This window comes from Micromonospora sp. NPDC048169 (assembly GCF_040652815.1).
Lineage (GTDB): Bacteria > Actinomycetota > Actinomycetes > Mycobacteriales > Micromonosporaceae > Micromonospora.
The window spans coordinates 178,233-204,107 of record NZ_JBEZMS010000006.1 but is presented as its reverse complement, the minus strand read 5'-3'; the positions used below and the strand labels follow the sequence as shown (position 1 = coordinate 204,107).

Annotated in this window: 31 protein-coding genes; all 31 read right to left on the bottom strand. The window is 68.2% G+C overall.

Features of this window, described 5'->3' with window-relative positions; all coding sequences use genetic code 11:
* Positions 1-49: 49 nt before the first annotated feature.
* Entirely contained in the window at positions 50-703 is a 654-nt protein-coding gene (locus AB0D28_RS08385; RefSeq protein WP_030501603.1) for an adenylate kinase, read from the bottom strand.
* Positions 704-2,032, bottom strand: coding sequence for a preprotein translocase subunit SecY (secY, locus tag AB0D28_RS08380; protein ID WP_357383550.1), 1,329 nt, complete (start codon positions 2,030-2,032; stop codon positions 704-706).
* Between the two features lie 236 nt (positions 2,033-2,268).
* A complete protein-coding gene (gene rplO, locus AB0D28_RS08375; protein ID WP_018784561.1) occupies positions 2,269-2,712 on the bottom strand; it encodes a 50S ribosomal protein L15 in 444 nt (147 codons plus the stop codon).
* Positions 2,712-2,894 carry a 50S ribosomal protein L30 gene (gene rpmD / locus AB0D28_RS08370; protein ID WP_013473693.1) on the bottom strand — a complete coding sequence of 61 codons (183 nt, stop codon included), beginning with the start codon at positions 2,892-2,894 and terminating at the stop codon, positions 2,712-2,714. The genes rplO and rpmD overlap by 1 nt, the downstream gene beginning before the upstream one ends.
* Positions 2,894-3,508, bottom strand: a complete 615-nt coding sequence (gene rpsE / locus AB0D28_RS08365; RefSeq protein WP_013288621.1) for a 30S ribosomal protein S5 — start codon at positions 3,506-3,508, stop codon at positions 2,894-2,896. The genes rpmD and rpsE overlap by 1 nt, the downstream gene beginning before the upstream one ends.
* Positions 3,509-3,541: 33 nt before the next feature.
* Entirely contained in the window at positions 3,542-3,931 is a 390-nt protein-coding gene (rplR, locus tag AB0D28_RS08360) for a 50S ribosomal protein L18 (RefSeq protein ID WP_357383547.1), read from the bottom strand.
* The gene (gene rplF / locus AB0D28_RS08355) at positions 3,928-4,470 is read right to left on the bottom strand and encodes a 50S ribosomal protein L6 (RefSeq protein WP_018784558.1); all 543 of its coding nucleotides are present in this window, start codon (positions 4,468-4,470) and stop codon (positions 3,928-3,930) included. The genes rplR and rplF overlap by 4 nt, the downstream gene beginning before the upstream one ends.
* A 16-nt stretch (positions 4,471-4,486) precedes the next feature.
* Positions 4,487-4,894, bottom strand: a complete 408-nt coding sequence (rpsH, locus tag AB0D28_RS08350; protein ID WP_013288624.1) for a 30S ribosomal protein S8 — start codon at positions 4,892-4,894, stop codon at positions 4,487-4,489.
* 98 nt (positions 4,895-4,992) lie between these two features.
* Positions 4,993-5,178, bottom strand: a complete 186-nt coding sequence (locus AB0D28_RS08345; protein ID WP_007073023.1) for a type Z 30S ribosomal protein S14 — start codon at positions 5,176-5,178, stop codon at positions 4,993-4,995.
* 1 nt (position 5,179) lies between these two features.
* Positions 5,180-5,749 carry a 50S ribosomal protein L5 gene (gene rplE, locus AB0D28_RS08340; RefSeq protein ID WP_013288625.1) on the bottom strand — a complete coding sequence of 190 codons (570 nt, stop codon included), beginning with the start codon at positions 5,747-5,749 and terminating at the stop codon, positions 5,180-5,182.
* Positions 5,749-6,069 carry a 50S ribosomal protein L24 gene (rplX, locus tag AB0D28_RS08335; protein WP_013288626.1) on the bottom strand — a complete coding sequence of 107 codons (321 nt, stop codon included), beginning with the start codon at positions 6,067-6,069 and terminating at the stop codon, positions 5,749-5,751. The genes rplE and rplX overlap by 1 nt, the downstream gene beginning before the upstream one ends.
* Positions 6,066-6,434, bottom strand: a complete 369-nt coding sequence (gene rplN / locus AB0D28_RS08330) for a 50S ribosomal protein L14 (RefSeq protein WP_007073026.1) — start codon at positions 6,432-6,434, stop codon at positions 6,066-6,068. Before rplN ends, rplX begins: the two co-directional genes overlap by 4 nt.
* A 97-nt stretch (positions 6,435-6,531) precedes the next feature.
* A complete protein-coding gene (rpsQ, locus tag AB0D28_RS08325) occupies positions 6,532-6,807 on the bottom strand; it encodes a 30S ribosomal protein S17 (RefSeq protein WP_357383543.1) in 276 nt (91 codons plus the stop codon).
* On the bottom strand, positions 6,804-7,040 hold the full coding sequence (gene rpmC / locus AB0D28_RS08320) for a 50S ribosomal protein L29 (RefSeq protein WP_357383541.1): 237 nt from the start codon (positions 7,038-7,040) through the stop codon (positions 6,804-6,806). Before rpmC ends, rpsQ begins: the two co-directional genes overlap by 4 nt.
* Positions 7,040-7,465, bottom strand: coding sequence for a 50S ribosomal protein L16 (gene rplP, locus AB0D28_RS08315; RefSeq protein ID WP_007465292.1), 426 nt, complete (start codon positions 7,463-7,465; stop codon positions 7,040-7,042). Before rplP ends, rpmC begins: the two co-directional genes overlap by 1 nt.
* A 3-nt stretch (positions 7,466-7,468) precedes the next feature.
* On the bottom strand, positions 7,469-8,341 hold the full coding sequence (gene rpsC, locus AB0D28_RS08310) for a 30S ribosomal protein S3 (RefSeq protein WP_318335719.1): 873 nt from the start codon (positions 8,339-8,341) through the stop codon (positions 7,469-7,471).
* Positions 8,341-8,790: a 50S ribosomal protein L22 gene (rplV, locus tag AB0D28_RS08305; protein WP_013288630.1), complete on the bottom strand. Its 450-nt coding sequence runs from the start codon at positions 8,788-8,790 to the stop codon at positions 8,341-8,343. The genes rpsC and rplV overlap by 1 nt, the downstream gene beginning before the upstream one ends.
* A gap of 40 nt (positions 8,791-8,830) precedes the next feature.
* The gene (rpsS, locus tag AB0D28_RS08300) at positions 8,831-9,112 is read right to left on the bottom strand and encodes a 30S ribosomal protein S19 (RefSeq protein ID WP_007073032.1); all 282 of its coding nucleotides are present in this window, start codon (positions 9,110-9,112) and stop codon (positions 8,831-8,833) included.
* Between the two features lie 12 nt (positions 9,113-9,124).
* The gene (gene rplB, locus AB0D28_RS08295; protein ID WP_013288631.1) at positions 9,125-9,964 is read right to left on the bottom strand and encodes a 50S ribosomal protein L2; all 840 of its coding nucleotides are present in this window, start codon (positions 9,962-9,964) and stop codon (positions 9,125-9,127) included.
* A gap of 12 nt (positions 9,965-9,976) precedes the next feature.
* Entirely contained in the window at positions 9,977-10,279 is a 303-nt protein-coding gene (gene rplW, locus AB0D28_RS08290) for a 50S ribosomal protein L23 (protein WP_013288632.1), read from the bottom strand.
* Positions 10,276-10,941, bottom strand: coding sequence for a 50S ribosomal protein L4 (gene rplD, locus AB0D28_RS08285; protein ID WP_135242074.1), 666 nt, complete (start codon positions 10,939-10,941; stop codon positions 10,276-10,278). Before rplD ends, rplW begins: the two co-directional genes overlap by 4 nt.
* Entirely contained in the window at positions 10,938-11,603 is a 666-nt protein-coding gene (gene rplC, locus AB0D28_RS08280; RefSeq protein ID WP_357383537.1) for a 50S ribosomal protein L3, read from the bottom strand. Before rplC ends, rplD begins: the two co-directional genes overlap by 4 nt.
* An 11-nt stretch (positions 11,604-11,614) precedes the next feature.
* Positions 11,615-11,923, bottom strand: coding sequence for a 30S ribosomal protein S10 (gene rpsJ, locus AB0D28_RS08275; protein ID WP_007073037.1), 309 nt, complete (start codon positions 11,921-11,923; stop codon positions 11,615-11,617).
* A 355-nt stretch (positions 11,924-12,278) separates the two neighbouring features.
* Positions 12,279-13,472, bottom strand: coding sequence for an elongation factor Tu (gene tuf, locus AB0D28_RS08270; protein WP_013288635.1), 1,194 nt, complete (start codon positions 13,470-13,472; stop codon positions 12,279-12,281).
* Positions 13,473-13,694: 222 nt separating this feature from the next.
* Positions 13,695-15,791: an elongation factor G gene (gene fusA / locus AB0D28_RS08265; protein ID WP_357383535.1), complete on the bottom strand. Its 2,097-nt coding sequence runs from the start codon at positions 15,789-15,791 to the stop codon at positions 13,695-13,697.
* 75 nt (positions 15,792-15,866) lie between these two features.
* Positions 15,867-16,337, bottom strand: a complete 471-nt coding sequence (rpsG, locus tag AB0D28_RS08260; RefSeq protein ID WP_013288637.1) for a 30S ribosomal protein S7 — start codon at positions 16,335-16,337, stop codon at positions 15,867-15,869.
* A gap of 1 nt (position 16,338) precedes the next feature.
* Positions 16,339-16,713, bottom strand: coding sequence for a 30S ribosomal protein S12 (gene rpsL, locus AB0D28_RS08255; protein ID WP_007465318.1), 375 nt, complete (start codon positions 16,711-16,713; stop codon positions 16,339-16,341).
* 498 nt (positions 16,714-17,211) lie between these two features.
* On the bottom strand, positions 17,212-17,583 hold the full coding sequence (locus AB0D28_RS08250; RefSeq protein WP_357383579.1) for a hypothetical protein: 372 nt from the start codon (positions 17,581-17,583) through the stop codon (positions 17,212-17,214).
* A gap of 347 nt (positions 17,584-17,930) precedes the next feature.
* The gene (locus tag AB0D28_RS08245; RefSeq protein ID WP_357383532.1) at positions 17,931-18,299 is read right to left on the bottom strand and encodes a hypothetical protein; all 369 of its coding nucleotides are present in this window, start codon (positions 18,297-18,299) and stop codon (positions 17,931-17,933) included.
* A gap of 97 nt (positions 18,300-18,396) precedes the next feature.
* Positions 18,397-22,284, bottom strand: a complete 3,888-nt coding sequence (locus tag AB0D28_RS08240; protein WP_043328234.1) for a DNA-directed RNA polymerase subunit beta' — start codon at positions 22,282-22,284, stop codon at positions 18,397-18,399.
* Between the two features lie 80 nt (positions 22,285-22,364).
* Positions 22,365-25,796: a DNA-directed RNA polymerase subunit beta gene (locus AB0D28_RS08235; RefSeq protein ID WP_013288641.1), complete on the bottom strand. Its 3,432-nt coding sequence runs from the start codon at positions 25,794-25,796 to the stop codon at positions 22,365-22,367.
* Positions 25,797-25,875: the final 79 nt, after the last annotated feature.

Below are 25,875 nucleotides of genomic sequence, written 5' to 3'. Positions count from 1 at the left end.
GCACGTACCCCGCTGCTCGCACTCTATCCGTCGGGTGGTGGGTGGGACCTCAGCCGCCGTACGAACGCAGCGCGTCGATGGCGCGGACGGTGACGTCCTCCACCGGGCCGGTCGCGTCGATGCCGACCAGCTTGCCCTGGGCGCCGTAGTAGTCGACCAGCGGCGCGGTCTTCTCGGCGTACTCCCGCAGCCGGGCCGCGATGGTCTCCGGCTTGTCGTCGTCCCGCTGGAACAGCTCCGCGCCGCAGCGGTCGCAGATGCCCTCCCGGCTGGTCGCGTCAAACTCGACGTGCCAGATCTTGCCGCAGCCCCGGCAGGTACGCCGGCCGGACAGCCGCCGGATCACCTCGTCGTCGTCGACGACGAGCTCCAGCACCAGGTCCAGCGCGGTGCCGAGGTCGGCGAGGAGCTTGTCCAGCGCGGCGGCCTGCGGCGTGGTCCGCGGGAAGCCGTCGAGCAGGAAGCCCTCGCTCGCGTCCGGCTCGGCGAGCCGGTCCCGCACCATGTTGATGGTGACCTCGTCCGGGACCAGCTTGCCCGCGTCCATGTAGCGCTTGGCCTCGACGCCCAGCGGCGTGCCCTGGGAGACGTTCGCCCGGAATATGTCACCGGTCGAGATCTTCGGCACCGAGAGGTGCGCGGCGATGAACTCCGCCTGTGTGCCTTTGCCCGCGCCCGGCGGGCCAACCAGAACGAGTCGCATCTACCGCAGGAACCCTTCGTAGTTCCGCTGCATGAGTTGGCTCTCGATCTGCTTCACGGTCTCCAGACCGACGCCGACCATGATGAGCACAGCGGTGCCGCCGAACGGGAAGTTCTGGAACTGCTGGTTGTCCAGCCAGATGAAGAAGAAGTTCGGCAGGATAGCGACGATGCCCAGGTAGAGCGCACCCGGCAGGGTGATCCGGCTGAGGATGAAGTCGAGGTACTCGGCGGTCGGCTTGCCGGGGCGGATGCCCGGCACGAAGCCGCCGTACTTCTTCATGTTGTCCGCGACCTCGGTCGGGTTGAACGTGATCGACACGTAGAAGTACGTGAAGAAGATGATCAGCAGGAAGTAGATCGCGATGTGCTCCGGCGCGCTCGCCTTCACGATGTGGTTCTGGATCCACGCCTGGACCTTGCCCGGGTCGTTCTGATCGAAGAACTGCAGCGCGAGCTGAGGCAGGTAGAGCAGCGACGAGGCGAAGATGACCGGGATGACGCCGGCCTGGTTCACCTTGAGCGGGATGTAGGTGGACGTGCCGCCGTACATCCGCCGGCCGATCATGCGCTTGGCGTACTGCACCGGGATCCGGCGCTGTGCCTGCTCGATGAAGGTGACAGCGGTGATGACCAGCAGGACCAGGGCGATGACCAGGAGGAACATCCCCCAGCCCTTCGTGGTCTTGATCTTCCAGCCCTCGCTGGGGAGCCGGGCCGCGATCGAGGTGAAGATCAGCACGGACATGCCGTTGCCGACGCCCCGGTCGGTGATCAGCTCACCCAGCCACATCACCACGCCGGTGCCGGCGGTCATGGTCATGACCAGGATGGTCAGCGTCAGCCAGTCCGGGATGCCGGTGCCCTTGGGCACGATCGGGAACTGGTCGCACTGGTTGTTGAACAGCTGCCCGGAGCGGGCCAGCGCCACGAACGCCGAGGACTGGAGGATGCCCAGGCCCAGCGTCAGGTAGCGGGTGTACTGCGTGATCTTGGCCTGCCCGGCCTGGCCCTCCTTGCGGAGCTGCTCCAGGCGCGGGATCACCACCGTCAGCAGCTGCAGGATGATCGACGCGGTGATGTAGGGCATGATGCCCAGCGCGAAGACCGAGAGCTGGAGCAGAGCGCCACCGGAGAAGAGATCCAGCAGGTTCAGCACGCCAGTGCTGCCGCCCTGGATCGTGTCGAGGCACTTCTGCACGTTTCCGTACGAGACGCCCGGGCTGGGCAGCGTGGCGCCCAGCCGGTAGACCGCGATGATGCCTACTGTGAACAGCAGCTTCTTGCGCAGGTCAGGCGTACGGAACGCACTGAGAAAGGCGGACAGCAACTTCTTCCTCCTGCGCGACGCGGGCCGCCGGTGACGAATCCCTGGCGGGGCGGGGTGGTGCCGGACGGAGTGTCCGGTATCCATGGCTGGGAACGGACTCTAACAGCCCGGCCCCGGTCCGGGCAGATGTGCCCGGCTACATAAACCGAATCCGATGTTACCCGGCGCACACGTGGCCGGTAGACCATGGCGCCCGCCCAGTTGCGAACAACTGAGCGGGCGCCGTGGACATCGCCTTACAGCTCCGTGACCGAGCCACCGGCGGCGGTGATCTTCTCCTTGGCCGACGCGCTGAACGCGTGCGCCGAGACCTGGAGAGACACGCCACCGAGGTCGCCCGTGCCGAGCACCTTGACCGGGTGACCCTTGCGGACCGCCCCGGCCTCGACCAGCTCGACCGGGCCGACCTGGCCGCCGTTCGGGAACAGCTCGGCCAGCCGGTCCAGGTTGACCACCTGGAACACGACCTTGAACTTGTTCTTGAAGCCCTTCATCTTCGGCAGGCGCATGTGGATGGGCATCTGCCCACCCTCGAACGCCGGCGAGATGTTCTTCCGGGCCTTGGAACCCTTGGTACCGCGACCGGCGGTCTTGCCCTTCGAGCCCTCACCGCGACCCACACGGGTCTTGTCGGTCTTGGCACCCGGAGCCGGACGCAGGTGGTGCACCTTGATCGTCATTACTCGACCTCCTCGACCTTCACGAGGTGGTTGACCGTGAAGATCATGCCGCGGATCTCCGGCCGGTCCTCCTTGACCACCACGTCGTTGATCCGCTTGAGACCGAGCGAACGCAGCGAGTCACGCTGGTTCTTCTTGGTCCCGATCTCGGACCGGACCTGGGTGACCTTCAGGCGTGCCATCAGGACGCCACCCCCGCCCGCGACGCCAGCATGGCGGCCGGCGCGACGTCCTCGACCGGCAGACCACGACGGGCCGCGACCTGCTCCGGGGACTCGAGCCCCTTCAGGGCCGCCACCGTGGCGTGCACGATGTTGATCGGGTTGGACGAGCCGAGGCTCTTGGAGAGCACGTCGTGGATGCCCGCGCACTCCAGCACGGCACGCACCGGGCCACCGGCGATGACACCCGTACCGGCGGAGGCCGGCTTGAGCAGCACCACACCGGCGGCGTCCTCGCCCGTGACCGGGTGCGGGATCGACTGGCCGATCCGCGGCACCTTGAAGAAGTGCTTCTTGGCCTCCTCGACACCCTTGGCGATCGCCGCGGGCACCTCCTTGGCCTTTCCGTAGCCCACACCGACGGTGCCGTCGCCGTCGCCCACGATCACGAGGGCGGTGAAGCTGAAGCGACGACCACCCTTCACGACCTTGGCGACGCGGTTGATCGCGACGACCCGCTCGAGGTGCGGGGTCTTCTCGACGGGCGCGTTTCCGCGGCCGCCCTCACGGCGGTTGTCGCGGCGACCACCCTCGTTGCCACCGGACCCGCCGCCACGGCGCTGTTGACCTGGCATCAGCAGCCTTCCTTCTCTCTCGTGACGGGGTTTCTAGAACTCGAGCCCGGCTTCGCGGGCGGCGTCGGCGAGCGCGGCGACACGCCCCGCGTACCGGTTGCCACCGCGGTCGAAGACGACCTTCGAGACGCCGGCGGCCTTGGCACGCTCGGCGAGCAGGGCGCCGACCTTGCCGGCCAGGGCGCTCTTGTCGCCCTCGGCGCCGCGCAGCGAGGCGTCCATGGTCGAGGCCGACGCCAGGGTGTGACCCTTGGTGTCGTCCACGACCTGGGCCACCATGTGCCGCAGGGAGCGGGTGACGACGAGGCGGGGACGGTCGGCGGTGCCGCTGACGTTCTTGCGGACCCGGAAGTGCCGACGCGCACGCCCGACGGCACGCTTGGCGGCGACGCCGCGGCGGCGCTTGAGCAGCGTGGCGCTCACTTCTTACCTGCCTTTCCAGCCTTGCGGCGGATGACCTCGCCCTGGTACTTCACGCCCTTGCCCTTGTAGGGCTCCGGCGGACGGATCTTCCGGATGTTGGCGGCGACCTCACCGACCTGCTGCTTGTCGATGCCGGCGACGTGGAACAGCGTCGGCTTCTCGACGGTGAAGGTGATGCCGTCCGGCGCCGGCACGAGGACCGGGTGCGAGAACCCGAGCGCGAACTCCAGGTCCTTGCCCTTGGCGGTCACGCGGTAACCGGTGCCGGCGATCTCCAGGCTCTTGCGGTAGCCCTCGGTGACCCCGACGATCATGTTGGCCACCAGCGTACGGCTCAGGCCGTGCAGCTCCTTGGCCTTGCGCTCGTCGTTGGGCCGGTTGACGTGCAGCTCGCCGTCCTCGCCCCGCTCCGCCGTGATCGGCTCGGCCAGCACGTGGCTCAGCTCGCCCTTGGGGCCCTTGACCTTGACGGTCCGGCCGTCGATCGTGATGTCGACGCCGGCAGGTACCGGGATCGACTTACGTCCAATACGCGACATTTCTACCTGTCTCCCGTTACCAGACGAAGGCGAGGACTTCCCCGCCAACGCTCCGCTTGCGGGCCTGCCGGTCGGTGAGCAGCCCCTGGGACGTCGAAATGATCGCCACGCCCAGTCCACCGAGCACCCGCGGGAGCCCGTCCGACTTGGCGTACACCCGGAGGCCGGGCTTGGACACGCGCTTGATGCCGGCCAGGCTCCGCTCGCGGTTCTGGCCGTACTTCAGCTCGACGACCAGTCGCTTGCCGACGGCGCCCTCCTCGGGCTCCTCGACCGACCAGGTGGCGATGTAGCCCTCGGCCTTGAGGACCTCGGCGATGTTCGCCTTGATCTTCGAGTACGGCATCGTCACCCGGTCGTGGTACGCCTGGTTGGCGTTACGCAGACGCGTGAGCATGTCTGCGATCGGGTCGGTCATCGTCATGAAAACTCGTCAACCTTTCTCGCCGGGGTTCCCCGGGCCAGGCCCGGGGCCTACGGCGAAGAGACAGTTCAGCTGACGCGCCGGAGCGCGCCGGGCTATTACCAGGAAGCCTTGGACACGCCGGGCAGCTCACCGCGGTGGGCCATCTCCCGGATGCACACCCGGCAGAGACCGAACTTGCGGTAGACCGCCTTCGGACGCCCGCACCGCTGGCAGCGGGTGTACGCGCGAACCGAGAACTTCGGCTTCGCGGCCGCCTTGAGGATCAGCGCCTTCTTGGCCATCTCAGTTCTCCTTGAACGGGAAGCCCAGGAGCTTGAGCAGCGCCCGGCCCTCGTCGTCGGTCGTGGCGGTCGTGACCACCGTGATGTCCATGCCCCGCTGGCGATCGATCTTGTCCTGGTCGATCTCGTGGAACACCGACTGCTCGGTCAGACCGAACGTGTAGTTGCCGTGCCCGTCGAGCTTGCGCCCGTCCAGGCCGCGGAAGTCACGGATACGCGGCAGCGCGATCGAGAGCAGCCGGTCCAGGAACTCCCACATCCGGTCGCCGCGGAGGGTGACCTTCGCGCCGATCGGCATGCCCTCGCGGAGCTTGAACTGCGCGATGGACTTGGTGGCCCGCCGGACCTGCGGCTTCTGGCCGGTGATGGTGGCCAGGTCGCGGACGGCCCCGTCGATCAGCTTGGCGTCGCGAGCGGCCTCGCCGACACCCATGTTGACGACGATCTTGACCAGCCGCGGCACCTGCATCGGGTTGGCGAACTCGAACTGCTTCTGCAGCTCGCCCACGATCTCGTTGCGGTACCGCTCCTTGAGGCGCGGCAGGGTCTTGGTTTCGGTAGCCGTGGTCATCAGAGGTCCTTACCGGTGCTACGCGCGATGCGGACCTTCTGGCCGTTGTCGTCGATCCGGTAGCCGACGCGGGTCGGCTTGCCGTCGGAGTCCAGGACCATCACGTTCGAGACGTGGATCGGGGCCTCCTGGGTGACGATGCCACCGGTCTTGGCGCCACGCTGGGTGGTGCTGATGCGGGTGTGCTTCTTGACCCGGTTCACGCCCTCGACCAGGACCTTGTCCTGCCGCGGGTAGGCCGCGATGACCTTGCCCTTGGCACCCTTGTCCTTGCCGGCGATGACGACGACCGTGTCGCCCTTCTTGACCTTCACGGTCACAACACCTCCGGCGCGAGAGAGATGATCTTCATGAACCGCTTGTCCCGCAGCTCCCGGCCCACCGGGCCGAAGATGCGGGTACCGCGCGGGTCCCCACCGTCCTTGATGATGACGGCGGCGTTCTCGTCGAAGCGGATGTACGACCCGTCCGGCCGCCGCTTCTCCTTGGCGGTCCGAACGACGACGGCCTTGACGACGTCGCCCTTCTTCACACCGGCACCGGGGATCGCGTCCTTGACGGTGGCCACGATGACGTCGCCGATGCTCGCGTAGCGCCGACCGGAGCCGCCGAGCACCCGGATGCACAGGATCTCCCGGGCACCCGTGTTGTCGGCGACGCGCAGTCGCGACTCCTGCTGAATCACGTCTATCTCCTATGTCTGCCGGTTCTCCGGCCGCTCGGGGCGGCCGGAGCCTGGCGGAACCTGCGCCCGACCGAGACCGGCCGAGCTCGAGCCTTCGCTACTTGGCCTTCTCGAGGATCTCCACGATCCGCCAGCGCTTGGTGGCGGACAGCGGCCGGGTCTCCATGATCAGGACACGGTCGCCGATGCCGGCCGCGTTCTGCTCGTCGTGGACCTTCAGCTTGCGCGTACGACGCATGATCTTGCCGTACAGCGCGTGCTTGACCCGGTCCTCGACCTCGACCACGACGGTCTTGTCCATCTTGTCGCTGACCACGAGGCCCTCACGAACCTTGCGGCGGGCCCGCGCGGGGGCGGTGGTGTTCTCACTCATGATGCAGTCACCTCAGTCGGCGCGGCCGAGAGACCCAGCTCACGCTCACGCATGATCGTGTAGATCCGGGCGATCTCCCGACGGATGACCTGCAGCCGCCGGTTGTTGTCCAGCTGCCCGGTTGCGGCCTGCACGCGGAGGTTGAACAGCTCCGCCTTCGCCTCGCGCAGCTTCGTGACCAGCTCCTCTTCGGAGAGCTCACGCAGCTCGGAGGACTTGACGCCCGCTGCCATCAGGATTCACCCACTTCGCGCGTAACAATGCGGCACTTCATCGGGAGCTTGTGGATCGCGCGACGCATCGCCTCTCGCGCGATCTGCTCGTTGGGGAAGGACATCTCGAAGAGGACCCGCCCCGGCTTGACGTTGGCGACCCACCACTCGGGCGAACCCTTACCGGAACCCATCCGGGTCTCGGCCGGCTTCTTGGTGAGGGCCTGGTCCGGGAAGATCGTGATCCAGACCTTGCCACCACGCTTGATGTGGCGGGTCATCGCGATACGCGCCGACTCGATCTGGCGGTTGGTCACGTACGCCGGCTCGAGAGCCTGGATCCCGAACTCGCCGAACACCACCCGGTTACCACCCTTGGACGCGCCACTGCGGTCCGGGTGGTGCGGCTTGCGGAAGCCCTTCGGGGGCTTGCGCGGCATCAGCATCTGTCAGCCCTCCTGCTGCTGTTCTGCCGGCTGGGTCGCGGCTGCCGCCACGGCGCCGGCGTCGACCGGGTCACCGGCCGGCGTCTCCGCCTGCTGCGCGATGGTGGTCGCGGCAGCCCGGCCGGCCTCGGTGCCACCGGCGGTCGTACCGGACGAGCCCGAGCGGCCACGGCGCGGCCGGTCCGGCCGGTCGCCACGGTCACGGCGCGGGCCGCGCGACGGGGCGGCCTCGGCCGGGGCCTCGCGGCCCGGGACGGCGTCGCCCTTGTAGATCCAGACCTTCACGCCGATCCGGCCGAAGGTGGTACGGGCCTCGAAGAAGCCGTACTCGATGTTGGCCCGCAGCGTGTGCAGCGGAACCCGGCCCTCGCGGTAGAACTCGGTCCGGCTCATCTCGGCGCCGCCGAGACGGCCCGAGACCTGAACCCGGATGCCCTTGCAGGCCGGGTTCTTCATCGCGGACTGCATCGCCTTGCGCATGGCCCGACGGAAGCTGACCCGGCTGGAGAGCTGCTCGGCGACGCCCTGGGCGACCAGCTGCGCGTCCGACTCGGGGTTCTTGACCTCGATGATGTTCAGCTGGACCTGCTTGCCGGTGAGCTTCTCCAGCTCGCCGCGGATCCGGTCGGCCTCCGCACCCTTACGGCCGATGACGATGCCCGGCCGGGCGGTGTGGATGTCGACGCGGACCCGGTCGCGGGTGCGCTCGATGTCGACCTTGGAGATGCCGGCGCGCTCAAGGCCCTTGGACATCATCCGGCGGATCTTGACGTCCTCGCCGATGTAGTCCTTGTAGAGCTTGTCCGCGAACCAGCGGGACTTCCAGTCGGTCGAGATGCCGAGCCGGAACCCGGTCGGGTGAACCTTCTGACCCATTACTCGGCACCCTCCGTCGTGCTCTGCTCCTCAGCCGCCGGCTTGGCCGGAGCGGCCTTCTTAGCCGACTTCTTCGGCGTGGCCGCCGCGACCGCCTCGACCGCCACGGTGATGTGGCACGTGCGCTTGCGGATCCGGTACGCCCGGCCCTGCGCCCGCGGCCGGAACCGCTTCATGGTCGGGCCCTCGTCGACGAACGCCTCGCTGACGAGCAGCGCGTCGGGGTCCAGCCGCTCGTTGTTCTCCGCGTTGGCGATCGCGCTCGCGAGCACCTTGTACACCTGCTCGCTCGCAGCCTGCGGCGCGAACTGCAGCACCGTGAGCGCCTCCTTCGCGGGCAGGCCGCGGACGAGGTTGACCACCCGGCGCGCCTTCATCGGCGAGATGCGCACGTGCCGCGCAACCGCCCGCGCGCCCGGAAGCACCGGAGCGTCGCCCTTTCCTGGCATCGCTGTAACCCCTTGTTCCTCTATCCGTATGCCCGCGGCGTCAGCGCCGGCGGCTCTTCCGGTCGTCCTTCTCGTGACCCTTGAACGTGCGGGTCAGCGCGAACTCGCCGAGCTTGTGCCCGACCATGGCCTCGGTCACGAAGACCGGGACGTGCTTACGTCCGTCGTGCACGGCGATCGTGTGACCCAGCATCTCCGGGATGATCGTCGAGCGGCGCGACCAGGTCTTGATGACGTTCTTCGAGCCCTTGTCGTTCTGCGTCTCCACCTTCTTGAGCAGGTGGTCGTCGACGAACGGGCCCTTCTTCAGGCTGCGAGGCATGTCTTATCTCCCTCAGCCGCGCTTACGCGTGGCGTAGCGGCGGCGGACGATCAGCCGGTCGCTCGGCTGGCCCTTACGACGGGTGCGGCCCTCGGGCTTACCCTGCGGGTTGACCGGGTGGCGACCACCGGAGGTCTTACCCTCACCACCACCGTGCGGGTGGTCGACCGGGTTCATGGCGACACCACGGACGGTCGGGCGCTTGCCCTTCCACCGCATCCGGCCGGCCTTACCCCAGTTGATGTTCGACTGGTCGGCGTTGCCGATCTCGCCGATGCTGGCGCGGCAGCGCACGTCCACACGCCGGATCTCACCGGACGGCATACGCAGGGTCGCGTACGCGCCCTCACGGCCGAGCAGCTGGATGCCGACGCCGGCCGAGCGGGCCAGCTTGGCGCCGCCGCCCGGGCGCAGCTCCACGTTGTGGATGGTGGTACCGACCGGGATGTTGCGCAGCGGCAGGTTGTTGCCCGGCTTGATGTCGGCGCCCGGACCGGACTCGACGCGGTCGCCCTGCTTCAGGTCCTTCGGCGCGATGATGTAGCGCTTCTCGCCGTCGGCGTAGTGCAGCAGCGCGATGCGCGCGGTGCGGTTCGGGTCGTACTCGATGTGAGCGACCTTCGCCGGCACGCCGTCCTTGTCGACCCGCTTGAAGTCGATCAGACGGTACTGGCGCTTGTGGCCGCCACCGTGGTGCCGCGTGGTGATCCGGCCGTGGGCGTTGCGTCCGCCCTTCTTCGGCAGCGGAGCCAGCAGCGACTTCTCCGGCGTCGACCGGGTGATCTCGGCGAAGTCGGCAACGCTCGAGCCACGCCGGCCCGGCGTCGTCGGCTTGTACTTACGGATAGCCATTGTCTACACCCCTCAGCTGACCGGGCCGCCGAAGGCCTCGATACGGTCACCGTCAGCCAGCTTCACCATCGCGCGCTTGGTGTCCTTGCGCTTGCCGAACCCGGTACGGGTCCGCTTGCGCTTGCCCTCGCGGTTGAGCGTGTTGACCGTCAGGACGCGGACGTTGAAGATCTGCTGGATAGCGATCTTGATCTCGGTCTTGTTGGCGTCCGGGTGCACCAGGAAGGTGTACCAGTTGCGGTTCAGCTCGCTGTAGCTCTTCTCCGAGACGACCGGCGCGACGATGACGTCACGCGGATCGGCGATCGTGCTCACTTGCCATCCTCCTCGGTGGTCTCGGCGGGCACGCCCAGGAACTCGTCCAGGGCCTCCTTCGTGAAGACCACGTCGTCGGCCACCAGCACGTCGTAGGTGTTGAGCTGGCCGGCCTCGATCAGGTGCACCCGGCTGTCCCGCGCGTTGCGCAGGTTCCGCAGCGACACCCAGTTCAGCTCGTCGGTGCTGCTCAGCACGACCAGGACCCGACGGGCCTCGGTGAGCTTGGTCAGCGTGGCCAGGGCCGCCTTGGTGGACGGCTTCTCGCCGGAGACGAACGCCTCGACGACGTGCACCTGGCCGGCGCGGGCCCGGTCGGAGAGGGCGCCACGCAGGGCGGCGGCCTTCATCTTCTTCGGGGTGCGCTGGCTGTAGTCGCGCGGCACCGGGCCGTGGACCACGCCACCGCCGGCGAACTGCGGCGCGCGGGTCGAGCCCTGGCGGGCACGACCGGTGCCCTTCTGCTTGTACGGCTTCTTGCCTCCACCGGAGACCTCGCCGCGGGTCTTCGTCTTGTGCGTACCCTGACGGGCCGCCGCGAGCTGGGCCACCACGACCTGGTGCATCAGGGCGATGTTGGCCTGCGCGTCGAAGATGTCGGCCGGCAGCTCGACGGAGCCGCTCTTGGCGCCTTCGACGTTGATGACGTCAACGGTGGTCACTTGGCCGCACCGCCCTTCTTCACCTTCGCCTTGGCCGCGGTGCGGACCAGGACCAGCGCGCCCTTCGGGCCGGGGATGGCACCGCGGACGAGCAGGAGGTTGTTCTCGGTGTCGACCGCCTGGACGGTCAGGTTCTGGACGGTGTAGCGCACGCCACCCATCCGGCCCGCCATCCGGGTGCCCTTGAAGACGCGACCCGGGGTCGCGCAGGCGCCGATCGAGCCGGGCGAGCGGTGCTTGCGCTCGACACCGTGGCTGGCGCGCAGGCCGTGGAAGCCGTGCCGCTTCATCGGGCCGGCGTAGCCCTTGCCCTTGGTCTTTCCGGTCACGTCGATCACGACGCCGGCCGGGAACTCCTCGACCGTGACCTCGTGGCCCGGCGCGTAGTCCGCGGCGTCGGAGGTGCGCAGCTCGACGATGTGCCGGCGCGGCGCGACGTCCGCCTTGGCGTAGTGCCCGGCGAGCGGCTTCTTGACCTTGCGCGGGTCGATGACCCCGTACGCCAGCTGGACCGCGGAGTAGCCGTCCTTGTCGGCGCTACGAACCTGGCTCACGACGCACGGGCCGGCCTGAACCACGGTCACGGGCACAACCTTGTTGTTGTCCCAGACCTGGGTCATGCCGAGCTTGGCGCCCAGGATCCCCTTGACTTGCCTGTCCATTTGTCCGGTCCCTACAGCTTGATCTCGATGTCGACGCCAGCCGGCAGGTCGAGGCGCATGAGCGAGTCGACCGTCTTCGGGGTCGGGTCGATGATGTCGATCAGACGCTTGTGCGTACGCATCTCGAAGTGCTCGCGCGAGTCCTTGTACTTGTGCGGCGAGCGGATGACGCAGAAACGGTTGATCTCCGTGGGCAGCGGCACCGGGCCAGCGACCTGCGCCCCGGTACGCGTCACCGTCTCGACGATCTTCCGAGCCGAGGAGTCGACGACCTCGTGGTCATAGGCCTTGAGCCGGATGCGGATCTTCTGTCCCGCCATGGTGGCTTCTGTTCCTTCTCTCGATGCCGCTGTGTTGCGGGCGCCTGCACCGGCTGGCACAGGCCCACTTCCGCCGACCCCCGCGGTCGGGCGTGTCGCGCCCGTGGGCCAGGCTCCGCCCCGGGACTCCGGAGCGATTCTCTGACCACGCGGTGGGTCATGGCGCCGATCGCGGGGACCGCGACCTGGACGCCGCGCGAGGGTGGTTGACCGCCGATGGCGATCAACCACCCTACGCGAGACAGTCTGACTCCCGGAGGTCCAGCGTTAACCGGACGCAGGCGACCGACTGTCGTTACGCAACCTGACTAGTATGCCGCACTACCGGCGGCGACGCTAATCGGGGTTACCCAGCTCACTTGATGATCTTGGTGACGCGACCCGCGCCAACCGTACGACCACCCTCGCGGATCGCGAACTTCAGGTTCTCCTCCATGGCGATGGGCTGGATCAGCTTCACCGTCATCGAGGTGTTGTCGCCCGGCATGACCATCTCGGTGCCCTCGGGCAGCGTGACGACGCCGGTGACGTCCGTGGTCCGGAAGTAGAACTGCGGGCGGTAGTTCTGGAAGAACGGGGTGTGCCGGCCGCCCTCCTCCTTGGAGAGGATGTAGACCGTCGCCTCGAACTCCGTGTGCGGGGTCGTGGTGCCCGGCTTGATGACGACCATGCCGCGCTCGACGTCCTCGCGCTTGATGCCACGCAGCAGCAGACCGACGTTCTCACCCGCGCGGGCCTCGTCGAGCAGCTTGCGGAACATCTCGATGCCGGTGCAGGTGGTCTTCATCGACTTCTCACGGATGCCGACGATCTCCACCTCCTCGTTCGGCTTGAGGATGCCGCGCTCGGCGCGACCGGTGACCACGGTGCCGCGGCCGGTGATCGTGAAGACGTCCTCGATGGGCATGAGGAACGGCTTCTCGGTCTCGCGCTCCGGCTGCGGGATCGCGGTGTCCACGGCGTTCATCAGGTCCAGGAGCTTCCCGGTCCACTCCGGGTCGCCCTCCAGGGCCTTCAGCGCCGAGACCCGCACGACCGGCAGGTCGTCACCCGGGTACTCCTGCGAGGAGAGCAGCTCGCGGACCTCGAGCTCGACGAGCTCCAGGAGCTCCTCGTCGTCGACCATGTCGCTCTTGTTGAGCGCCACGACGATGTACGGCACACCGACCTGACGGGCCAGCAGCACGTGCTCGCGGGTCTGCGGCATCGGGCCGTCGGTCGCCGCCACCACCAGGATCGCGCCGTCCATCTGCGCGGCACCGGTGATCATGTTCTTGATGTAGTCGGCGTGACCGGGGCAGTCGACGTGCGCGTAGTGACGCGCCTCGGTCTGGTACTCGACGTGCGCGATGGAGATCGTGATGCCGCGGGCCTTCTCCTCCGGCGCCTTGTCGATCTCGTCGAACGGCGTGTACGGGTTCAGGTCCGGGTACTGGTCGTGCAGGACCTTGGTGATGGCCGCCGTCAGCGTCGTCTTACCGTGGTCGATGTGACCAATGGTGCCGATGTTGACGTGCGGCTTAGTCCGCTCGAACTTCGCCTTCGCCACTGGGTCCTCCTGTGGACTTTCTTGGTTCGTTCGCCCCGGCGCGCCGTTCGGCGCTTAGGACTCTGTCGACAGCCTTTCCGGCCGGAAGGCCGGAGAGCTTTTGTGGGTTCTGCGGCGATGAAGCCTACAGGCCCGGTCTCACGCAATCCGATCGAGGTGGCCGCGGGCGGGAGAACCCTCCCGCGACCGCCCCCGTGTCATCGGATCAGCCGAGGGTGAGTGTCACTCACCCGTCGCCTTGGCGATGATCTCCTTGGCCACCGAGTTCGGAACCTCGGCGTAGGAGTCGAACTGCATGCTGTAGCTAGCCCGGCCCTGGGTCTTCGACCGCAGGTCGCCGACGTAGCCGAACATCTCCGACAGCGGCACCAGAGCCCGGACGACGCGAGCGCCGCTGCGCTCCTCCATCGCCTGGATGATGCCACGCCGGGAGTTGAGGTCGCCGATGACGTCACCCATGTTCTCCTCAGGAGTGGTGACTTCAACGGCCATCATCGGCTCGAGGAGAGCGGGGTCGGCCTTGCGGGCCGCCTCCTTCATCGCCATCGAGCCGGCGATCTTGAACGCCATCTCCGACGAGTCGACCTCGTGGTACTGGCCGTCCACCAGGGTGAGCTTGACGCCCACCAGGGGGAAGCCGGCGAGGATGCCGTACTGCATGGCGTCCTGCGCACCCGCGTCCACCGAGGGGATGAACTCCCGGGGGATGCGGCCACCGGTCACCGCGTTGGCGAACTCGTAGGTCGGGGCGTCGTTGCCGAGCGGCAGCGGCTCCACGCTGATGATCACGCGGGCGTACTGGCCGGAACCACCGGTCTGCTTCTTGTGGGTGTACTCGACCTTCTCCACCTTGCGGCGGATGGTCTCGCGGTACGCCACCTGCGGCTTGCCGATGTTCGCCTCGACGTTGAACTCGCGGCGCATCCGGTCGACCAGGATGTCCAGGTGCAGCTCGCCCATGCCGGAGATGACCGTCTGACCGGTCTGGTCGTCCAGCTTGACGCGGAAGGTCGGGTCCTCCTCGGCCAGCCGCTGGATGGCGGTGCTGAGCTTCTCCTGGTCGGCCTTGGTCTTCGGCTCGATGGCCACCTCGATGACCGGCTCCGGGAAGGTCATCGACTCCAGGATGACCGGGTTCGCCGGGTCGCACAGGGTGTCACCGGTGGTGGTCTGCTTCAGACCCTGCACCGCGATGATGTCGCCGGCCTGGGCGGAGCTGCGCTCCTCCCGCTTGTTGGCGTGCATCTGGTAGATCTTGCCGATCCGCTCCTTGCGGTCCTTGGTGGAGTTGATCACCTGAGAACCGGACTCGAGCGTGCCGGAGTAGATCCGGACGTACGTCAGCTTGCCGAGGTGCTTGTCGGTCTGGATCTTGAAGGCCAGGCCGGAGAACGGCTCGGAGACCGCGGGCTTCCGCTGCAGCGGGGTCTCGCCGTCGGTGGCCGTACCCTCGATCGCCGGGATGTCCAGCGGCGAGGGCAGGTACGCGACGACCGCGTCCAGCATCGGCTGGATGCCCTTGTTCTTGAAGGCGGTACCGGTGAGGACCGGGTTGGCCTTGCCGGCGATGGTGGCCCGGCGGATGGCGGCCTTGATCTCGTCGACCGAGATCTCCTCGCCCTCGAGGTACTTCTCCATCACCGAGTCGTCGACGTCGGCGAGGGTCTCCATCAGCTTCTCGCGCCACTCGGCGGCGGAGTCGGCGAGGTCGGCCGGGATCTCCTCGACCGCGTAGTCCTCACCCTTCTGGGTCTCGCCGCGCCAGGTGAGCGCGCGCATCTCGACCAGGTCGACCACGCCGATGAAGTCGGACTCGGCGCCGATCGGGATCTGCAGGACCAGCGGGGTGGCGTTGAGCCGGTCGATCATCATCTGCACGCAGCGGAAGAAGTCGGCACCGGTCCGGTCGAGCTTGTTGACGAAGCACATCCGGGGGACGTTGTACTTGTCCGCCTGCCGCCAGACGTTCTCCGTCTGGGGCTCCACGCCGGCCACGCCGTCGTAGACCGCGACCGCACCGTCCAGAACACGCAGCGACCGCTCGACCTCGACCGTGAAGTCGACGTGGCCGGGCGTGTCGATGATCTGGATCGTGTGGCCCTTCCACTCGCACTTGGTGGCGGCGGAAGTGATGGTGATACCGCGCTCCTGCTCCTGCTCCATCCAGTCCATGACGGCGGCGCCCTCGTGGACCTCACCGATCTTGTACGTGATGCCGGTGTAGAACAGGATTCGCTCGGTGGTGGTGGTCTTACCGGCATCGATGTGGGCCATGATGCCGATGTTGCGTACGTTGGCGAGCGCGTCTGCGGCGGCCACTTCAATCCCTACTTATCGTCGTCTCGACACAACTGGTGGCGGTTCCGGCGCCGGTGGGCGCCGGAACCTCAGGTGTTACCAGCGGTAGTGCGCGAAGGCCTTGTTCGACTCGGCCATCTTGTGCGTGTCCTCACGCCGCTTGACGGCGGCGCCGAGGCCGTTGCTCGCGTCCAGCAGCTCGTTCATCAGCCGCTCGACCATGGTCTTCTCGCGCCGGGCCCGGGAGTAGGTCACCAGCCAGCGCAGACCGAGCGTGGTCGCGCGGGACGGCCGGACCTCGACCGGAACCTGGTAGGTGGCGCCACCGACACGGCGGCTGCGCACCTCGAGGGTCGGCTTGACGTTGTCCATCGCGCGCTTGAGCGTGACGACCGGGTCGGTGCCGGACTTCTCGCGGCAGCCCTCCAGGGCGGCGTACACGATGCGCTCGGCGAGCTGACGCTTGCCGCGCAGCAGGATCTTGTTCACCAGCTGGGTGACCAGCGGCGAGTTGTACACCGGGTCAGCGACCAGCGGCTTCCGCGGAGCGGGTCCCTTACGCGGCATGTCAGCTCTTCTCCTTCTTCGCGCCGTAACGGCTGCGAGCCTGCTTGCGGTTGCGGACACCCTGGGTGTCCAGCGAGCCGCGCACGATCTTGTACCGCACGCCGGGCAGGTCCTTCACACGACCGCCGCGCACGAGCACGATCGAGTGCTCCTGAAGGTTGTGGCCGACGCCCGGGATGTAGGCGGTCACCTCGATCTGGCTGCTGAGCTTGACACGAGCGACCTTGCGCAGCGCCGAGTTCGGCTTCTTCGGGGTGGTGGTGTACACGCGGGTGCACACGCCGCGCCGCTGGGGAGACCCCTTGAGCGCCGGGGTCTTGGTCTTGGTCGTCTTGGCCTGACGGCCCTTTCGGACCAACTGCTGAATGGTGGGCACCGGGTTTCTCCGCTCCCTTCGGCCGCTGCGAGGCGACCGCGCCGTCTGCTCCAGCCGTCCGGATGGGCGGCTCTCCTACATTCCAACCAGGGCCGCCTGACGGCACCCCAGCACCCGCGGTCGGGCGTGTCGCCCGAGTCACGGCCCGGTGTCGGCCGCTGAGGCGTCGTACCGGATCTTCGGTCTTGGTGGTGCGATCGCGCGATCACCGGCTGACCGGTTCCAGCGCACGCACGCATTGCCCGGGCGGGCCCGGGCACAAGGGGAAAGAGTACCTACCACAGCCGCGCCGGTCAAAACGGATGGGTCGGAGAAGGACCGCTGTGCGGTCCGCCGCCGACCTCCGGGTCGCCGATGCGCCGGTGATGGGCACCTACAGTGACAAGTGTACCGGCTCGTCCGTCGCGCGGCCGGGCGGCCCCGGGACCGCCCGGCCTTCGGGCACCCGGACATACCGCTCAACCCCGGCCACCGGCCGCAGGCGTCGCGGACACGACCTCAGGTGATCTGCACCACCAGAGCCAGCGCGAGCCCGATCAGGCCGAACAACAGGCCCGCCGCGCCGCAGGAGATCCCGGCCACGGCCAGGCCGGCGCCGGTGAACCGGACCGCCGGTGGCGGCGGCTGCCGCCGGACCTGCCGCCGGGCGAGCAGGCCGGCCACCACCGCACCGACGCCGATCAACCCGCCGAGCACCGTGAACGCGCCCGCCGCCCAGGCGCCGCCGACATTTCGGCCGGCCAGGCCGAAACACAGCACCAGCAGCGACACCCCGATCGCGGCGATCCCGGCGACGAGCGACCCGATGGCCAGGCCCGAGGTGACCGGCGGCACGTCGAGGTGGACCACGCCGAACGGCGTACCCGGCACCGCGTCGACCCGCTTCGGCGGCCGGGGCGCCTCGGCCGGCGGCGGCGGAAGCGCCGGCCCGCCGTGCGGACCCCAGCCGCCGTGGCCGGGCGCGCTCCCCGGCGCCGCCCACCCGCCACCGTGCGCCGGCGGACTCCCCGGGTACGCCCCGAACGCCGGTTGGTGCGCGGGCGCGGACGCGGGACCCGGCGGGTACGGCCCGGGGCGGTTCGGGTCGCCTCCCGGCGCAGCCGGTTCCGTCACGGGATCCTCCTGTCCACACGCGCCCGCCGCGCGGCGGACACCGGCCAGGCTACCGTCGCCGATCACGGCCGGGTGGGCGGGCGCGGGCCCGCTCCCCCACCGGGTCAGTCGAAGTTCGGCGCGAAGTCGTGGCCGAACGAGGCGTCCGCGTGCCGGACCACACCGATCACCACCGCGGCGACCACCGCGGCGGCGGTGAGCACCAGGCCGGTCCGCGCCATCTGCTCGCCGCGCCGCAGCCAGTCCGCGCCGGTGAGGTAACCACCCGAGGCGTACGCCTCCCGGCGGGCCTGCCGGGCCAGCATGAGCGCGATGGTCGCCGGCACCGCGCCGCCGATGAAGAACCCGGTGAGCGCACCGATCAGCCCGAGCGCGAAGACGGCGCGGGCCTTGGTGGAGCGGACCGGCTCCGGATCGTGCGGATGGCGGTACGCCTGCGGCACGGCAGGCGCCGGCCCGGGCACTGTCGTCATGCCCTCCATCATGCCCCGGATCCCGCGCACCGGTCCCGGCACCGCGGACGCGGCGAGGCCCCCGGCGGATGCCGGGGGCCTCGTCGTTTCCTATTGCTTAGCGGTACGACCCGAAGTCGAAGTCGTCCAGCGGAACCGCCTGGCCGCTGGCCGGCCCGAAGCCGTAGTCGGTCTCCGGGTAGCCGGTCATCGAGTAGACCTTGGCCTTCGCCTCCTCGGTCGGCTCGACCCGGACGTTGCGGTACTTGCTGATGCCCGTACCGGCCGGGATGAGCTTACCGATGATCACGTTCTCCTTGAGGCCGATCAGCGAGTCGCTGCGGGCGTGGATCGCCGCGTCCGTCAGCACCCGGGTGGTCTCCTGGAAGGAGGCCGCCGACAGCCAGGAATCCGTGGCCAGCGAGGCCTTGGTGATACCCATCAGCACCGGGCGACCGGCGGCGGGCTCGCCACCCTCGCCGACGAGCCGGCGGTTCTCCGACTCGAACAGCGCCCGGTCGACAAGCACGCCCGGCAGGAACTCGGTCGAGCCGGAGTCGATCACGGTCACCCGCTTGAGCATCTGGCGGATGATGATCTCGATGTGCTTGTCGTGGATGAGCACACCCTGCGAGCGGTAGACCTCCTGGACCTCCTGGGTCAGGTGGACCTGGACCGCGCGCGGGCCGAGGATGCGCAGCAGCTCGTGCGGGTCGATGGTGCCCTCGGTGAGCTTCTCGCCGACCTCGACGTGGTCGCCGTCGTGCGCCCGGAGCCGGACCCGCTTCGAGATCTTGTCGTAGACGATCTCGTCGCTGCCGTCGTCCGGGATGACCACGATCTTGCGGGACCGCTCGCCGTCCTCGATCCGGATGCGGCCGGGGGTGTCGGCGATGGGCGCCTTACCCTTCGGCACCCGGGCCTCGAAGATCTCCTGGACACGGGGCAGACCCTGGGTGATGTCCTCACCCGCGACACCACCGGTGTGGAAGGTACGCATCGTCAGCTGCGTACCCGGCTCACCGATCGACTGGGCGGCGATGATGCCGACCGCCTCGCCGACGTCCACGGTCTTGCCGGTCGGCAGCGAGCGGCCGTAGCACGCACCGCAGACGCCCAGCTTCGACTCGCAGGTGAGCACGCTGCGCACCCGCACCGTCTCGGTCCCGGCGGCGACGATCGCGTCCACCAGGATCGAGTTGATGTCCTGGCCGCGGTGCGCCACCACGGTGCCGTCCGGCCCCTTGATGTCGTCGGCCAGCGTCCGGGCGTGCACGCTGGTCTCGGCGTGCTCGTGCACGACCAGCTTGCCGTCGATGCGCTCGCCGACCTGCATCGGGATGGCGCGGTCGGTGCCGCAGTCCTCCTCGCGGATGATGACGTCCTGCGAGACGTCCACCAGACGCCGGGTCAGGTAACCCGAGTCGGCGGTACGCAGGGCGGTGTCCGCGAGACCCTTGCGGGCACCGTGCGTGGAGATGAAGTACTCCAGCACGGACAGACCCTCCCGGTACGACGCCTTGATGGGTCGCGGGATGATCTCGCCCTTGGGGTTGGCCACCAGACCACGGATCGCCGCGATCTGCCGGAGCTGGAGCAGGTTACCGCGGGCACCCGAGTTGATCATCTTCCACAGCGGGTTCTCCTGCGGCAGCGCGGTGTCCATCTCCTTGGCGACCTCGTTTGTCGCCTTGGTCCAGATCTCGATGAGCTCGCCGCGGCGCTCCTCGGCGGTCATCAGACCACGCTGGTACTGCTTGTCGATCCGGTCGGCTTCCTTCTCGTACCGCTCCAGGATCTCCCGCTTGCGCGGCGGAGCGATGACGTCCTCCATGCCGATGGTGACGCCGGACCAGGTGGCCCAGTGGAAACCGGCCTCCTTGAGCCCGTCCAGGGTGGCCGCCAGGGCCACCTTCGGGAACCGCTCGGCGAGGTCGTTGACGATCGCGGAGAGCTGGCCCTTGCGGATCTCGTAGTTCACGAAGCGGTAGCCCGGGGGCAGCGTCTCGTTGAACAGGACCCGGCCCAGCGTGGTCTCCACGGTCACCGGCTCGCCCTCGGTCCACCCCTCGGGGGCGGTCCACGGCTCGGCGCCGGCGCCGTTGTCCACGCCGACCACGTCGCGCAGCCGGATCCGGACCGGCGCCTGCAGGTGCAGCTCGCCGTTGTCGTACGCCATCCGCGCCTCGGCGTCCGAGCTGAACGCCCGGCCCTCGCCCTTGCCACCCGGGGTGAGGTGGGTGAGGTGGTAGAGACCGATGACCATGTCCTGGGTGGGCATGGTGACCGGCTTGCCGTCGGCCGGCTTGAGGATGTTGTTCGACGACAGCATCAGGATCCGCGCCTCGGCCTGGGCCTCGGCGGACAGCGGCACGTGCACCGCCATCTGGTCACCGTCGAAGTCGGCGTTGAACGCGGTGCAGACCAGCGGGTGGATCTGGATGGCCTTGCCCTCGACCAGCTGCGGCTCGAAGGCCTGGATGCCCAGACGGTGCAGGGTCGGCGCACGGTTCAGCAGCACCGGGTGCTCGCCGATGACCTCTTCCAGCACGTCCCACACGACCGGCCGCTGCCGCTCGACCATCCGCTTGGCGGACTTGATGTTCTGGGCGTGGTTGAGGTCGACCAGCCGCTTCATCACGAACGGCTTGAACAGCTCCAGCGCCATCTGCTTGGGCAGGCCGCACTGGTGCAGCTTGAGCTTCGGGCCGACCACGATGACCGAACGGCCGGAGTAGTCGACGCGCTTACCCAGCAGGTTCTGGCGGAACCGGCCCTGCTTGCCCTTGAGCATGTCGGACAGCGACTTCAGCGGCCGGTTACCCGGGCCGGTGACCGGACGACCACGACGGCCGTTGTCGAACAGCGCGTCGACGGCCTCCTGGAGCATCCGCTTCTCGTTGTTGACGATGATCTCGGGCGCGCCGAGGTCGATCAGCCGCTTGAGGCGGTTGTTCCGGTTGATCACACGCCGGTACAGGTCGTTCAGGTCGGAGGTCGCGAAGCGGCCACCGTCGAGCTGCACCATCGGGCGCAGGTCCGGCGGGATGACCGGGACGCAGTCCAGCACCATGCCGAGCGGCGAGTTGCGGGTGTTCTGGAACGCCGCGACGACCTTGAGCCGCTTGAGCGCCCGGATCTTCCGCTGGCCCTTGCCGGAGCGGATCGTCTCGCGCAGGTTCTCCGCCTCGGCCTCCAGGTCCATGTTCTGGACCAGGGCCTTGATCGCCTCGGCGCCCATGCTGCCGGTGAAGTACTCACCGAAGCGGTCGCGCAGCTCGCGGTAGAGCAGCTCGTCGGTGACCAGCTGCTTCGGCTCCAGCTTGCGGAAGGTGTCGAGGACCTCGTCGAGGCGGTCGATCTCGCGCTGGGCCCGGTCGCGGATCTGGCGCATCTCGCGCTCTCCGCCCTCCTTGACCTTGCGCCGGACGTCCGCCTTCGCGCCCTCGGCCTCCAGCTCGGCCAGGTCGGCCTCCAGCTTGGCGGCCCGCTTCTCGATCTCCGAGTCGCGGCTGTTCTCCGCCTGCCGCTTCTCGGCCAGGATCTCGTTCTCGATGGTCGAGAGGTCGCGGTGACGCGCTTCGGCGTCCACGCTCGTCACGACGTACGAGGCGAAGTAGATGATCTTTTCGAGGTCCTTCGGGGCGAGGTCCAGCAGGTAACCCAGCCGGCTCGGCACGCCCTTGAAGTACCAGATGTGGGTCACCGGAGCGGCCAGCTCGATGTGACCCATCCGCTCCCGGCGAACCTTGGAGCGGGTCACCTCGACGCCACAGCGCTCGCAGATGATGCCCTTGAATCGGACCCGCTTGTACTTACCGCAGTAGCACTCCCAGTCCCGCTGCGGACCGAAGATCTTCTCGCAGAAGAGCCCGTCCTTCTCCGGCTTGAGGGTGCGGTAGTTGATGGTCTCGGGCTTCTTTACCTCGCCGTGGGACCACTGACGGATGTCGTCAGCGGTGGCGAGGCCGATGCGCAGCTCGTCGAAGAAGTTGACGTCGAGCACTATGTCCCCTATGTCGTCGTCTGTACTGCTAGCTAACGAGTGGGATCCGGGGCAGGGTCACCCTGCCCCGGATCACCACCTCAGACCTCTTCGACCGAGCTCGGCTCGCGCCGGGACAGGTCGATGCCCAGCTCCTCCGCCGCCCGGAACACCTCGTCGTCGGTCTCGCGCATCTCCAGGGCCACACCGTCGCTGGAGAGCACCTCGACGTTGAGGCACAGCGACTGCAGCTCCTTGAGCAGCACCTTGAACGACTCCGGGATGCCCGGCTCGGGGATGTTCTCGCCCTTGACGATCGCCTCGTAGACCTTGACCCGGCCCAGGACGTCGTCGGACTTGATGGTCAGCAGCTCCTGCAGGGCGTAGGCGGCGCCGTACGCCTGCATGGCCCAGCACTCCATCTCACCGAAGCGCTGGCCACCGAACTGCGCCTTACCGCCCAGCGGCTGCTGCGTGATCATCGAGTACGGGCCGGTCGACCGGGCGTGGATCTTGTCGTCGACCAGGTGGTTGAGCTTCAGGATGTAGACGTAGCCGACCGCGATCGGGTCGGGCAGCGGCTCGCCGGAACGACCGTCGAACAGCTGCGCCTTGCCGCTGCCGCCGATGAGCTGGTTGCCGTCCCGGTTGGGCAGGGTCGACGCCAGCAGACCGGAGATCTCCTCCTCGCGGGCACCGTCGAAGACCGGAGTGGCCACGTTGGTGTCCGGCTCGGACTCGTGCGCGTTGATCGAGCGGAGCTGGCGCTTCCACTCGGCGTCGTCGCCGTCCACGCTCCAGCCGGTCTTGGCCACCCACCCGAGGTGGGTCTCCAGGACCTGGCCGATGTTCATCCGGGACGGCACACCGAGCGGGTTCAGCACGATGTCGACCGGGGTGCCGTCCTCCAGGAACGGCATGTCCTCGATCGGCAGGATCTTGGAGATGACGCCCTTGTTGCCGTGGCGGCCCGCGAGCTTGTCACCGTCCTGGATCTTGCGCTTCTGGGCCACGTAGACCCGGACCAGCTCGTTCACGCCCGGGGGCAGCTCGTCGCCGTCCTCGCGGGAGAAGGTACGCACACCGATGACCGTTCCGGTCTCGCCGTGCGGCACCTTCAGCGAGGTGTCGCGGACCTCGCGCGCCTTCTCACCGAAGATCGCGCGGAGCAGCCGCTCCTCGGGGGTCAGCTCGGTCTCACCCTTCGGGGTGACCTTGCCGACCAGGATGTCACCGGGGACGACCTCGGCGCCGATCCGGATGATGCCGCGCTCGTCGAGGTCGGCGAGCATCTCCTCGCTGACGTTCGGGATGTCGCGGGTGATCTCCTCCGGGCCGAGCTTGGTGTCCCGGGCGTCGACCTCGTGCTCCTCGATGTGGATCGAGGTGAGCACGTCCTGCTGCACGAGGCGCTGCGACAGGATGATCGCGTCCTCGTAGTTGTGGCCCTCCCAGCACATGAACGCCACGAGCAGGTTGCGCCCGAGCGCCATCTCGCCCTCGTCGGTGCACGGACCGTCGGCGATGACCTGGCCGGCCTCGACGCGGTCGCCCTCGAAGACGACCGGCTTCTGGTTGACGCAGGAGCCGGCGTTGGAGCGGCGGAACTTGTGCAGCAGGTACGTCCGGCGGTGGCCGTCGTCCTGGTGGACCGTGATGTAGTCCGCGCACAGGTCCTCGACCACACCGCCGACCTCGGCGACGACCACGTCGCCGGCGTCCACCGCGGCGCGGTACTCCATGCCCGTACCGACCAGCGGGGCCTCGGCCTTGACCAGCGGCACCGCCTGACGCTGCATGTTCGCGCCCATGAGCGCGCGGTTGGCGTCGTCGTGCTCCAGGAACGGGATCATCGCGGTGGCGACCGAGGTCATCTGCCGCGGCGACACGTCCATGTAGTCCACGGCGCCCGGCGCGACGTCCTCGGTCTCGCCGCCCTTACGGCGGACCAGGACGCGATCCTCGGCGAAGGTGCCGTCCGACTTCAGCGGGGCGTTTGCCTGCGCCTTGACGAACCGGTCCTCCTCGTCCGCGGTCAGGTAGTCGATCTGGTCGGTGACCCGGCCGTCGATGACCTTCCGGTACGGCGTCTCGATGAAGCCGAACGGGTTGACCCGGGCGAACGTGGACAGCGCGCCGATCAGGCCGATGTTCGGGCCTTCCGGCGTCTCGATCGGGCACATCCGGCCGTAGTGGGACGGGTGCACGTCCCGGACCTCGAAGCCGGCCCGCTCGCGGGACAGACCACCCGGGCCGAGCGCGCTCAGCCGGCGCCGGTGGGTCAGGCCCGCCAGCGGGTTGGTCTGGTCCATGAACTGGGACAGCTGCGACGTACCGAAGAACTCCTTGATCGCCGCCACCACCGGGCGGATGTTGATCAGGGTCTGCGGCGTGATCGCCTCGACGTCCTGGGTGGTCATCCGCTCGCGGACGACCCGCTCCATCCGGGAGAGACCCACCCGGACCTGGTTCTGGATCAGCTCGCCCACGGTACGCAGGCGACGGTTGCCGAAGTGGTCGATGTCGTCGGCCTCGTAGCCCTCCTCACCGGCGTGCAGCCGGCAGAGGTATTCCACGGTGGCGACGATGTCGTCCTCGGTGAGCGTGCCGGTGGTGATCGGCACGTCCAGCTCGAGCTTCTTGTTGAACTTGTAGCGCCCGACCTTGGCGACGTCGTACCGCTTCGGGTTGAAGAAGAGGTTGTCGAGCAGGGTCTGGGCGTTCTCACGGGTCGGCGGCTCGCCAGGGCGGAGCTTCCGGTAGATGTCGAGCAGGGCCTCGTCCTGGCCGGCGATGTGGTCCTTCTCGAGCGTGGTCATCATGAGCTCGGACCAGCCGAACTTCTCACGGATGCGCTCGGCGGACCACCCGATGGCCTTGAGCAGGACGGTGACGGCCTGGCGGCGCTTGCGGTCGATGCGAACGCCGACCGTGTCGCGCTTGTCGATGTCGAACTCCAGCCAGGCACCCCGGCTCGGGATGACCTTGACGCTGGAGAGGTCGCGGTCGGAGGTCTTGTCCGGCTGCTTGTCGAAGTACACGCCCGGCGAGCGGACGAGCTGGCTGACCACGACGCGCTCGGTGCCGTTGATGATGAAGGTGCCCTTCGGCGTCATCATCGGGAAGTCACCCATGAACACCGTCTGGCTCTTGATCTCGCCAGTGGTGTTGTTGGTGAACTCCGCGGTCACGAACAGCGGCGCGCAGTAGGTCAGGTCCTTCTCCTTGCACTCCTCGATCGAGGCCTTGACCTCGTCGAAGCGCGGAGCCGAGAAGGAGAGCGACATGGTGCCGGAGAAGTCCTCAATGGGACTGATCTCGTCGAGGATCTCCGCGAGACCCGAGCGTGCGTGCGGGTCGTCCGCCGACCGGCCCTGCCAAGCCTCGTTGCCGACGAGCCAGTCGAAGGACTCGTTCTGGATGGCGAGGAGGTTGGGGACCTCGAGGTGTTCGGTGATCCGACCGAAAGAAACTCGGCGGGGCGCGAATGCGCTCGACGTACGACTGGTCTTCGCAGGGCGGGAAGCTGCCAAGATGCGTCCTTCCGAGGACCGGTGCTGCAGAACGGCTGGTACGCGTGCACTCCAATGACCCCACCAGAAATATCCACAA

Excerpts from the sequence above, each read along its gene's own strand:
- AB0D28_RS08385 (WP_030501603.1), bottom strand. The coding sequence starts at position 703 with ATGCGACTCGTTCTGGTTGGCCCGCCGGGCGCGGGCAAAGGCACACAG.
- rplO (WP_018784561.1), bottom strand. The coding sequence starts at position 2,712 with ATGACGATCAAGGTGCACCACCTGCGTCCGGCTCCGGGTGCCAAGACC.
- rpmD (WP_013473693.1), bottom strand. The coding sequence starts at position 2,894 with ATGGCACGCCTGAAGGTCACCCAGGTCCGGTCCGAGATCGGGACCAAG.
- rpsE (WP_013288621.1), bottom strand. The coding sequence starts at position 3,508 with ATGCCAGGTCAACAGCGCCGTGGCGGCGGGTCCGGTGGCAACGAGGGT.
- rplF (WP_018784558.1), bottom strand. The coding sequence starts at position 4,470 with ATGTCGCGTATTGGACGTAAGTCGATCCCGGTACCTGCCGGCGTCGAC.
- rpsH (WP_013288624.1), bottom strand. The coding sequence starts at position 4,894 with ATGACGATGACCGACCCGATCGCAGACATGCTCACGCGTCTGCGTAAC.
- AB0D28_RS08345 (WP_007073023.1), bottom strand. The coding sequence starts at position 5,178 with ATGGCCAAGAAGGCGCTGATCCTCAAGGCGGCCGCGAAGCCGAAGTTC.
- rplE (WP_013288625.1), bottom strand. The coding sequence starts at position 5,749 with ATGACCACGGCTACCGAAACCAAGACCCTGCCGCGCCTCAAGGAGCGG.
- rpsQ (WP_357383543.1), bottom strand. The coding sequence starts at position 6,807 with ATGAGTGAGAACACCACCGCCCCCGCGCGGGCCCGCCGCAAGGTTCGT.
- rpmC (WP_357383541.1), bottom strand. The coding sequence starts at position 7,040 with ATGGCAGCGGGCGTCAAGTCCTCCGAGCTGCGTGAGCTCTCCGAAGAG.
- rplP (WP_007465292.1), bottom strand. The coding sequence starts at position 7,465 with ATGCTGATGCCGCGCAAGCCCCCGAAGGGCTTCCGCAAGCCGCACCAC.
- rpsC (WP_318335719.1), bottom strand. The coding sequence starts at position 8,341 with ATGGGTCAGAAGGTTCACCCGACCGGGTTCCGGCTCGGCATCTCGACC.
- rplV (WP_013288630.1), bottom strand. The coding sequence starts at position 8,790 with ATGCCAGGAAAGGGCGACGCTCCGGTGCTTCCGGGCGCGCGGGCGGTT.
- rpsS (WP_007073032.1), bottom strand. The coding sequence starts at position 9,112 with ATGCCTCGCAGCCTGAAGAAGGGCCCGTTCGTCGACGACCACCTGCTC.
- rplB (WP_013288631.1), bottom strand. The coding sequence starts at position 9,964 with ATGGCTATCCGTAAGTACAAGCCGACGACGCCGGGCCGGCGTGGCTCG.
- rplC (WP_357383537.1), bottom strand. The coding sequence starts at position 11,603 with ATGGACAGGCAAGTCAAGGGGATCCTGGGCGCCAAGCTCGGCATGACC.
- rpsJ (WP_007073037.1), bottom strand. The coding sequence starts at position 11,923 with ATGGCGGGACAGAAGATCCGCATCCGGCTCAAGGCCTATGACCACGAG.
- rpsG (WP_013288637.1), bottom strand. The coding sequence starts at position 16,337 with ATGCCGCGTAAGGGACCCGCTCCGCGGAAGCCGCTGGTCGCTGACCCG.
- AB0D28_RS08245 (WP_357383532.1), bottom strand. The coding sequence starts at position 18,299 with ATGACGACAGTGCCCGGGCCGGCGCCTGCCGTGCCGCAGGCGTACCGC.